Origin of the sequence: Pseudomonas sp. CFBP13528 (assembly GCF_005233615.1) — a bacterium.
Taxonomy (GTDB): Bacteria; Pseudomonadota; Gammaproteobacteria; order Pseudomonadales; family Pseudomonadaceae; genus Aquipseudomonas; species Aquipseudomonas fluorescens_AM.
On the sequence record NZ_QGAJ01000022.1, the window covers coordinates 54,485 to 63,789 of the forward strand.

Annotated in this window: 11 protein-coding genes; 9 read left to right on the plus strand and 2 right to left on the minus strand. The window is 63.6% G+C overall.

Features of this window, described 5'->3' with window-relative positions; all coding sequences use genetic code 11:
* Window positions 1–78 precede the first annotated feature (78 nt).
* The 8 genes from PspCFBP13528_RS25680 to PspCFBP13528_RS25715 all read left to right on the plus strand — a co-directional run bounded on the left by PspCFBP13528_RS25680 (window position 79) and on the right by PspCFBP13528_RS25715 (window position 6,235).
* Window positions 79–1,104, plus strand: a complete 1,026-nt coding sequence (locus tag PspCFBP13528_RS25680) for an NAD(P)H-dependent glycerol-3-phosphate dehydrogenase (protein WP_137201781.1) — start codon at window positions 79–81, stop codon at window positions 1,102–1,104.
* Between the two features lie 10 nt (window positions 1,105–1,114).
* On the plus strand, window positions 1,115–1,462 hold the full coding sequence (locus PspCFBP13528_RS25685; RefSeq protein WP_065896341.1) for a DUF4389 domain-containing protein: 348 nt from the start codon (window positions 1,115–1,117) through the stop codon (window positions 1,460–1,462).
* Window positions 1,459–1,908: a phosphohistidine phosphatase SixA gene (gene sixA / locus PspCFBP13528_RS25690; RefSeq protein WP_065949113.1), complete on the plus strand. Its 450-nt coding sequence runs from the start codon at window positions 1,459–1,461 to the stop codon at window positions 1,906–1,908. Before PspCFBP13528_RS25685 ends, sixA begins: the two co-directional genes overlap by 4 nt.
* 79 nt (window positions 1,909–1,987) lie before the next feature.
* Window positions 1,988–2,431: a hotdog fold thioesterase gene (locus PspCFBP13528_RS25695; RefSeq protein WP_065949112.1), complete on the plus strand. Its 444-nt coding sequence runs from the start codon at window positions 1,988–1,990 to the stop codon at window positions 2,429–2,431.
* A 97-nt stretch (window positions 2,432–2,528) separates the two neighbouring features.
* Window positions 2,529–3,332: an alpha/beta hydrolase gene (locus PspCFBP13528_RS25700; protein ID WP_137201782.1), complete on the plus strand. Its 804-nt coding sequence runs from the start codon at window positions 2,529–2,531 to the stop codon at window positions 3,330–3,332.
* A complete protein-coding gene (locus PspCFBP13528_RS25705) occupies window positions 3,329–4,183 on the plus strand; it encodes an alpha/beta fold hydrolase (protein WP_137201783.1) in 855 nt (284 codons plus the stop codon). Before PspCFBP13528_RS25700 ends, PspCFBP13528_RS25705 begins: the two co-directional genes overlap by 4 nt.
* A 102-nt stretch (window positions 4,184–4,285) precedes the next feature.
* Window positions 4,286–5,104 (plus strand): DUF4892 domain-containing protein, encoded by an 819-nt coding sequence (locus PspCFBP13528_RS25710; RefSeq protein WP_101220320.1) that lies wholly within the window; start codon window positions 4,286–4,288, stop codon window positions 5,102–5,104.
* Window positions 5,105–5,173: 69 nt separating this feature from the next.
* On the plus strand, window positions 5,174–6,235 hold the full coding sequence (locus tag PspCFBP13528_RS25715; protein ID WP_065949108.1) for an AI-2E family transporter: 1,062 nt from the start codon (window positions 5,174–5,176) through the stop codon (window positions 6,233–6,235).
* On the opposite strand, the gene PspCFBP13528_RS25720 is transcribed toward PspCFBP13528_RS25715, so the two are convergent.
* Together PspCFBP13528_RS25720 and PspCFBP13528_RS25725 are read right to left on the minus strand one after the other, a co-directional pair.
* The gene (locus tag PspCFBP13528_RS25720; protein ID WP_101220383.1) at window positions 6,232–7,266 is read right to left on the minus strand and encodes an ATP-binding protein; all 1,035 of its coding nucleotides are present in this window, start codon (window positions 7,264–7,266) and stop codon (window positions 6,232–6,234) included. The two genes, PspCFBP13528_RS25715 and PspCFBP13528_RS25720, sit on opposite strands and share 4 nt — an antisense overlap.
* Window positions 7,266–8,030, minus strand: a complete 765-nt coding sequence (locus PspCFBP13528_RS25725; protein ID WP_137201784.1) for a response regulator transcription factor — start codon at window positions 8,028–8,030, stop codon at window positions 7,266–7,268. The genes PspCFBP13528_RS25720 and PspCFBP13528_RS25725 overlap by 1 nt, the downstream gene beginning before the upstream one ends.
* A gap of 258 nt (window positions 8,031–8,288) precedes the next feature.
* On the opposite strand from PspCFBP13528_RS25725, the gene pyrF reads away from it, so the two are divergent.
* Complete coding sequence (pyrF, locus tag PspCFBP13528_RS25730) at window positions 8,289–8,987, plus strand: orotidine-5'-phosphate decarboxylase (RefSeq protein WP_065949106.1); 699 nt, start codon at window positions 8,289–8,291, stop codon at window positions 8,985–8,987.
* Window positions 8,988–9,305 lie beyond the last annotated feature (318 nt).

Here is a 9,305-nt window from a genome sequence, read left to right on the forward strand (position 1 = left end):
TTCACGCGGGGGCTGGCCGCAAGCGGGTCGCCCCGTATAATGCCGCCATCGCCACTGGTATGGATTAACGGATTGCATATGACTGAACAGCGCCCTATTGCGGTCCTGGGAGGCGGAAGTTTTGGTACCGCCGTGGCTAACCTGCTGGCTGAAAATGGCCACGCGGTGCGTCAGTGGATGCGTGATCCCGAGCAGGCCGAGGCCATTCGCGTGCACCGGGAAAACCCGCGTTACCTTAAAGGCATCAAGATTCATCCGGCGGTCGAGCCCGTTACCGATCTGCTGGCAACCCTTGCCGACTGCGACCTGTGCTTTGTCGCGCTGCCCTCAAGCGCCTTGCGCTCGGTGCTGGCGCCCCACGCCGAACGTCTGGCGGGCAAGCTGCTGGTCAGCCTGACCAAGGGCATCGAGGCGCAGACGTTCAAGCTGATGAGCGAAATCCTCGAAGAGATCGCACCCCAGGCGCGCATTGGCGTGCTGTCCGGGCCGAACCTGGCGCGGGAAGTGGCCGAGCATGCGCTGACCGCCACGGTGATCGCCAGTGAAGACGAGCAGCTGTGCGAGCGCGTCCAGGCGGTGCTGCATGGCCGCACCTTTCGCGTTTACGCCAGTGGTGATCGCTTCGGCGTCGAGCTGGGCGGTGCGTTGAAGAACGTCTATGCCATCATCGCTGGCATGGCCGTGGCCCTGGGGATGGGCGAAAATACCAAGAGCATGCTGATTACCCGCGCCCTGGCCGAAATGACCCGGTTCGCGGTGAATCAGGGCGCCAACCCGATGACGTTCCTGGGCCTGGCGGGCGTCGGCGACCTGATCGTTACCTGCTCGTCGCCCAAAAGCCGTAACTATCAAGTCGGTTTCGCGCTGGGCCAGGGTTTGAGCCTGGAAGAGGCGGTGACACGCCTGGGCGAAGTGGCCGAAGGGGTCAACACCCTCAAAGTGCTGAAAGCCAAGGCCCAGGAAGTCGGTGTGTATATGCCGCTGGTTGCCGGGCTGCACGCGATCCTGTTTGAAGGACGCACCTTGAGCCAGGTCATCGAGCTGCTGATGCGCGCCGAGCCGAAAACCGATGTCGATTTTATTTCCACCAGCGGTTTCAACTGAGGAACGCGGCATGAACGATTCGAAAGCAGCCCCCAAGTATGAGTCCATTGTGCTGCGCATCCTGTGGATGCTGGTGTTTGCCCTGGTGTGGCAGGTGGCGCAGTTCCTGCTCGGCGCGTTGGTGATTGTGCAACTGATTTACCGACTGATCTACGGCGCGCCGAACCTGGGCCTGATGAACTTCGGCGACAGCCTCAGCCAGTTCCTGGCGCAGATCGGTCGCTTCGGCAGCTTCCACACCGAGCAAAAACCCTGGCCGTTTGCCGATTGGCCAACCCCGCGTGCACCGGAAGGCGAAGCCGCTCACAGCGTGCCGCCGGCACCGCACCCGGTGCGTGATGAAGAGCCCAAGCTATGAAGCTGTGGATCTTGCGCCACGGTGAAGCCGAGGCACACGCTCGCACCGACGCCGAGCGCAACCTGACCGCGCACGGCAGGGCCGACGTGTTGCGCAGCGCTGCGCACCTGATCGGCCAGCCGCTCAGCGCCATCATCGCCAGCCCCTATGTGCGGGCGCAGCAGACGGCGCACCTGGTGCGCGAGGCGCTGGGCTTCGAGCCGGACATTCGCACGGTGCCGTGGCTGACGCCGGAGGGCAACCCGTTGCAGGTGTTGGAACAGCTCGAGACCGATGACAATGTGCTGCTGGTCAGCCATCAGCCGTTGGTGGGTAGCCTGATCAGCGTTGCGCAGCATGGTCATCAGCGCCAGCCAGAGCCGATGCACACCGCCAGCCTGGCGGAGCTGGAAGGGGATTTCCCGCTGGCCGGGCTGATGAGCCTGGTCAGCGTAAAAAATCCGTAGGCGATATCGACAGGTTGTGTGTGCGCTCTCTGATTTGTGGCAGGATTAGGGTCGTAATAAAACCAATAAGGACACCCCTATGAGCCTGTGGCGCACGCAACCGAATATTGAACAACTCAACGCGAGTCAGAAAAACACCATCGGTGAATTGCTGGACATTCGCTTCGAAAGCTTCGACGAGCAATCCCTCACCGCCAGCATGGTGGTCGACCACCGTACCCATCAGCCTTACGGCCTGTTGCATGGCGGCGCCTCCGTGGTGCTGGCCGAAAGCGTAGGCTCCGTGGCGGCCTACCTGTGCGTCGATGCCAGCAAATTCTATTGCGTGGGCCTGGAGGTCAACGCCAATCACCTGCGCGGCGTGCGCAGCGGCCGAGTAACGGCGGTGGCCAAGGCCATCCATATTGGCCGCACGACCCAAGTGTGGGACATCCGCCTGACCAATGACGAGGGCAAGGCCAGTTGCGTTTCGCGCCTGACCGTGGCCGTGGTGCCGCTGGGCGAGCAGCCACCGGCGCGATAGGCATGGCGTGAGTGTCATCATTCCTGGCGGTTACGGTCATTGCCGTATGGGCCGGGCATGGTGACAATCGAGGTCTGTTTCTGTAGAGCGAGCCGGTATGTCGCAGCACGTATTTTTCGCCCACGCCAATGGCTTTCCGTCGGCCACCTATGGCAAGTTGTTCGACGCCCTGGCCCCCGAGTATGCAGTGGCGCATCTGCCGCAGCACGGCCATGATCCCAGGTTTCCGGTGGACGATAACTGGCAGAACCTGGTGGATGAACTGATCCATCATCTGCAGCAGCAACCGGAGCCGGTATGGGGCGTCGGCCATTCCCTGGGCGGCGTGTTGCATTTGCATGCCGCGATGCGCTGCCCGCAGCTGTACCGTGGCGTGGTGATGCTGGACTCTCCGGTGCTGACCCGCGCGGATCGCTGGGTGATTCGCGCCGCCAAACGCTTTGGCTTCATCGACCGCCTGACCCCGGCCGGACGCACCCTGGGCCGCCGTGAGGAATTCAGCGACCTGGACGCCGCGCGCGCTTACTTCGCCGGCAAGACCCTGTTTCGGGGTTTCGACGCCGAGTGCTTTGAGGCGTATCTGCAACATGGCCTGCTGAAAGTGGGCGACCGTCTGCGCTTGCGTTTCGACCCGGCGACCGAAATCAGCATCTATCGAGGCGTGCCTCACACCAGCCCCGGCCAGGTGCGCCAGTTGAAAGTGCCTCTGGCGGTGGTGCGCGGCCGTCAGAGCCGTGTGGTGATGCGCCATCATGCCAGCGGCGTCGGTCGCCTGCCCATGGGTGAAATGCTCACCATGCCAGGCGGCCATATGTTTCCCCTTGAGCGACCCCAGGACACCGCCACGTTGATCAAGAGTGTGTTTTCCCGCTGGCAGGCCCGTGAGCGCAGCTGCGCATGAGCACGCCCGTGGAAGAAGTACGCCTGAGCCTGCCGCATATCGAGCTGGCCGCGCATCTATTTGGACCTGAAGAGGGTTTGCCGGTCATTGCCCTGCATGGCTGGCTGGACAACGCCAACAGTTTTGCGCGCCTGGCGCCCAAGCTGCAGGGTGTGCGCATTGTCGCCCTGGATATGGCCGGCCACGGGCACTCGGCGCATCGTCCGCCGGGAGCCGGTTATGCCTTGTGGGATTACGTGCACGATGTATTGCACGTGGCCGAACAACTGGGTTGGCAACGTTTTGCATTACTTGGCCATTCCCTGGGCGCCATCGTCTCCCTGGTGCTCGCCGGGGCGTTACCGGAGCGCGTGACGCATCTTGGATTGATCGACGGGGTGATCCCGCCGACTGCCGACGGCGAGAACGCAGCCGAGCGGCTGGGCATGGCCTTGCAGGCGCAATTGAGCCTGCAAGACAAGCGCAAGCCGGTGTACGCCAGCCTGGACCGGGCGGTCGAGGCGCGCATGCATGGCGTGGTCGCGGTCAGCCGCGAAGCCGCAGAACTGCTGGCCCAGCGCGGTTTGATGCCGGTGCCGGGTGGCTATACCTGGCGCAGCGACAGTCGCCTGACCCTGGCATCACCGATGCGCCTGACCGACGAACAGGCCATGGCTTTCGTACGGCGAGTGAGCTGCCCTACGCAGTTGGTGGTGGCGGCTGAGGGCATGGTGGCGAAACATCCTGAATTGCTTTCACGGCTGCCCTTTACCGTGACGACGCTGCCGGGTGGTCATCATTTGCACCTGAATGACGAACCCGGTGCGGTTCTTGTTGCAGACTGTTTCAATCGGTTCTTCTCCGCGCCTTGACTTGGCGCGGTCAACTGCCGAGGCTGGGCGGATTGAAAGGGAGTCAACCATGCACCATCTTCAAACCGCTGCGACCCTCCATGGCCACGGCTCAGTGATCCGATGAGCCTGGGTAAAGGATGTTTACGTGCCCTTGGGCTGTGCTGTTTCAGCCCGCTCGTGTTCGCCGCCGATGTGCCGGGAAGCCAGGACTTACCGGCCATTGCCCGCCAGGTGGACGCGCAGATCGTCGACTATCGCCCCGCTGAAGACCGCGAACGCATCTACCCCATGGGCGCGATCCGCAAGATCAGCGGCCAATTGCGTTCCGAAGGCCAGGCCACGGCACGCGGTCAAACCACGGCGATCACCTACGAGCTGCCTGCCGAACACAGCTCCAGCGCCGCCTTTACCGCCACCCGCGAAGCCCTGCAGGCCAAGGGCGCGCAGTTGCTGTTCTGGTGCCAGGCCCGCGACTGTGGCGAAAGCAGCCTGTGGGCCAACGAAGTGTTCGGCAACGCCAAGCTGGTAGGGGCCGATGGCCAGCAGGAATATCTGCTTCTGCGTCTGGCGGCCCCGCAGGACAACGCGCTGGTGGCGCTGTACGGCATCACCCGGGGCAATCGCCGCGCCTATCTGCATGTCGAGCAGATGGACGCCAGCACGCCGCTGGGGAATCTTCTGCCCACCTCGGCAACGCTGTTGCGTGAGTTGAAAAGTACCGGTGAACTGGACTTCCCCGCGCTCGGCGCCGAGCCAGACGACACGTGGCTTACGTTGATCTCCAGGGGGCTGAACCTCGACACCACCTTGCGTGTCAGCCTGTCCGGTCCCAACGCCGAAGCCTGGCGTCAGGGGCTGATCGACAATGGTGTGCGCGCCGCACGCCTGGAAAACAGCCCGGGTGACGCCGAGGGCCTGCACGTGCGTCTGATACGCTAACGTCACTGGGCGAACGGACCCGCGCTGTTCGCCTAAGCTGTCTTCTGCCGACTCTTTTCGAGATACCCGATGCCCAATAACGATCGCCTGCTGGTGCAAATCCTGCTACTGGTGCTGTTTGGTGCCAGCTTCTGGGTCATGGCGCCGTTCTGGTCGGCGCTGTTCTGGGGCGCGGTGCTGGCGTTCGCGAGCTGGCCGCTGATGGTCCTGCTGACACGTGGGCTGGGCGGCCGTGAGTCGCTGGCAGCCGGTATCCTGACCTTGGGCTGGATGTTGCTGGTGGCGCTGCCGCTGGTGTGGCTGGGGTTCAACCTGGCGGACCATGTACGCGATGCTGTCGTGCTGATCAAGGATATCCAGGTCGACGGCCTGCCCAATGCGCCCACCTGGCTGGGCTCGATCCCGGTTATCGGTGAACGGCTGGTGGCGACATGGGACAGCATCGACCAACAGGGCGCGGCGCTGATGCTCAGCATCAAGCCGTACCTCGGCCAGGTCGGCAACTGGTTGCTGGCGCGCAGTGCGCAGATTGGCGGCGGTATCCTCGAACTGACCTTGAGCCTGGTCTTTGTGTTCTTTTTCTACCGCGACGGACCGCGCCTGGCGATGTTCGTGCATCGGCTGCTTGAACGCCTGATCGGCGATCGTGCCAGTTACTACATCGAACTGGTGGCGGGGACGGTTCAACGGGTGGTCAACGGCGTGATCGGCACGGCTGCGGCCCAGGCCGTGCTGGCGCTGATCGGTTTCCTGATCGCCGGGGTGCCCGGTGCGCTGCTGCTGGGCGGCGTGACGTTCCTGCTCAGCCTGATTCCCATGGGCCCGCCGCTGGTGTGGATCCCGGCCACGGCCTGGCTGGCGTGGAAGGGCGACTACACCTATGCAGTGTTCCTTGGCGTATGGGGCACCTTCATCATCAGCGGTGTCGACAACGTGCTCAAGCCTTACCTGATCAGCCGTGGCGGCAACCTGCCGCTGGTGATCGTGTTGCTGGGCGTGTTCGGCGGCTTGATCGCGTTCGGCTTTATCGGCCTGTTTATCGGCCCGACCTTACTCGCGGTGGCCTACAGCTTGTTGACGGACTGGAGCGCGACCCAGGCCCAGGCGCGGCGCGAAGACAAGCCGCTTTAAGCCCTGGGCAGCCACATCACTGCGGTCAAGCCGCCGCCTGGCGTGTCTTCCAGGCTCAGGTGGCCGCCGAGGCGCTCGACCGCTTCCCTGGCGATCGTCATGCCCAGGCCGACGCCGCCGGAATTACGGTTGCGTGAGCCCTCCAGGCGAAAGAACGGTTCGAATACCGCTTCGCGCTTGTCGGCGGCGATGCCGGGGCCATGGTCGATCACCCGGATCACCAGCGCCCCGCGGCTGTCCGCCAGTTCCACACGGGCTGAGCCCGCATAGCGCAGGGCATTGTCGATCAGGTTGTTGAGGCACGAACGCAACGCCATGGGCTGCACCTGCAGGGGCGCGCAGGTGCCGCCACATTGCACATCGCTGCCTTGATCCTGGGCGTTTTCGCTCAGCGATTCCACCAACGCCTGCACATCGAGCCAGTGTCGGGTCTCGCTGGTGCGCTGTTCGTGCAGGTAGCTCAAGGTGGCGTCGAGCATGCCGATCATGTCGTCCAGGTCCTGGCGCATCTGACCTTGCAGCCGGGTGTCTTCGATCTGTTCCAGGCGCAGCTTGAGCCGCGACAGCGGGGTGCGCAGGTCATGGGAGACCGCCCCGAGCATGCGCGCGCGCTGGCTGACTTGTTCGCGGATGCGCCTTTGCATCAGGTTGAAGGTCGACGCGGCCTGGCGCGCTTCGCGCGGCCCGGACTCTTCGAGGGGCGGGCTGTCGAGGTCAAGGCTCAAACGCTCGGCCGCCGCGCTCAGGCGCTGGATCGGCCGGCTCAACAGCTTGGCGCCGTACCACGCGGCGATGATCAGCGAGATGAATTGAAACGTCAGCGGCACCACCGGGCCACCGAACCAGGGACGGTGAGCCTTGACCAGCGGTTTCATCGAGCCATCCGGCTGCTCGACGAAGGTTTCCTGCGGAGGCGGCGGTGGCGGACCGTAATGATGGAACCAGAAAAATGCCAGCAGATGCGCCAGCACGATGGCCACCAGCAACACGCCGAACAGCCGCCCGAACAACGTATTGAAGGTGGCGCGCATCAGCCGATATCCCGCGCGTCGAACAGGTAGCCTTCGCCGCGTACGGTCTTGATCAATTGCGGGGCCTTGGGGTCATCTCCCAGTTTCTGGCGCAGGCGCGAGACCAGCAGATCGATGCTGCGGTCAAAGGCTTCGATGGAGCGGCCGCGGGCGGCATCCAGCAATTGCTCGCGGCTCAATACGCGGCGCGGGCGTTCGATAAACACCCACAGCAGGCGGAATTCGGCGTTGGACAGCGGCACCACCAGGCCGTTGTCGGCGACCAGTTGGCGCAACACGCTGTTGAGCCGCCAGTTGTCGAAGCGGATGTTGGCGCGTTGCTCGGTGCGGTCATCGCGCACCCGGCGCAGGATAGTCTGGATACGGGCCACCAGTTCGCGCGGCTCGAACGGTTTGGACATATAGTCGTCGGCGCCCAGTTCCAGGCCGATGATACGGTCGGTGGGTTCGCAGCGGGCGGTGAGCATCAGGATCGGAATGTCCGACTCTGCCCGCAGCCAGCGGCACAGGGTCAGGCCGTCTTCGCCCGGCAGCATCAGGTCGAGCACCACCACATCGAAGGTTTCGGCTTGCATGGCCAGGCGCATCGCCGTGCCGTCGGTCACACCCGTGGCGAAAATATTGAAGCGCGCCAGGTAATCGATCAGCAATTCACGAATCGGCACATCGTCATCGACGATCAGCGCACGGGTGTTCCAGCGCTTGTCGTCGGCGATCACCACGCCTGTGTGCGCATCGTTTACCGGGACGGGAGGAGTATGCATAGTGCGATCATCTGCCTGATTGTTACGGTCAGCATAGGCGCCCAGCCCCATGGCTGGAAGTGCTGGACGGTCGGTCATGCGGCGAGGCTAGCGGTGGGGCGTGTTGGGGGCATGTCGTGAATGTATCGGCTTTGAAACAATGGCCGCAACCCTGCGCCAATCCACGCTGAATCAGTATTTACCGATCATCGGATCCCGCAACGGCGCCGCGTGCGCTACAATCCGCGCCGATTTCGACTTGCCTGAGAGCCCATTCCAATGCCCGTCTGCCAGACTCCTATCATCGTCGCCCTGGACTACCCCACCCGTGACGCCGCACTGAAGCTGGCTGACCAGTTGGACCCCGCGCTTTGCCGGGTCAAGGTCGGCAAGGAACTGTTCACCAGTTGCGCGGCGGAAATCGTCGGCACCCTGCGTGACCGAGGTTTCGAAGTGTTTCTTGATTTGAAATTCCACGATATCCCCAATACCACCGCCATGGCGGTCAAGGCTGCGGCCGAGATGGGCGTGTGGATGGTCAATGTGCACTGCTCCGGTGGCCTGCGCATGATGAGTGCCTGCCGTGAAGTGCTGGAGCAGCGCAGCGGGCCGAAACCGCTGTTGATCGGGGTGACTGTGCTGACCAGCATGGAGCGCGAAGACCTGGCCGGCATCGGCCTGGACATCGAGCCGCAGGAGCAGGTGCTGCGCCTGGCCGCCCTGGCGCAGAAAGCCGGCCTGGACGGGCTGGTGTGCTCGGCACTGGAAGCCCAGGCCCTGAAGACTGCTCACCCGTCGTTGCAGCTGGTCACGCCAGGCATCCGCCCGGCGGGCAGCGCCCAGGATGACCAGCGCCGTATTCTGACGCCGCGCCAGGCCCTCGATGCTGGTTCTGATTATCTGGTGATTGGCCGTCCGATCAGCCAGGCGGCCGATCCGGCGCAAGCGTTGGCGGCGGTCGTTGCCGAAATCGCCTGATACCCGAGCGGGCACTGAAAAATGTGGGAAGGGGCTTGTCCCCCTGTCCTTACTGGTGCTCCACAATCCAAATGTGGGAGGGGGCTTGCCCCCGATGGCGGCCTCTGGGCCGACCAGGATGTTGGATTGGACCGAGTACATATCCGTTTCTGCGGTCACGGCTGCTATGGGTTCCGCTTTTACAGCGGGTCACTTTTGGAAAAGAGCCCGGAATGCCGGCCCAGCCAAAAGTAACCAAAAAGGCTCTTGCCCCACCACTCGGCACCTCGCCTAGGCTCGGTGTGCCCGAACGCAGGCTTGAATCCGTGGGCCGCCGCC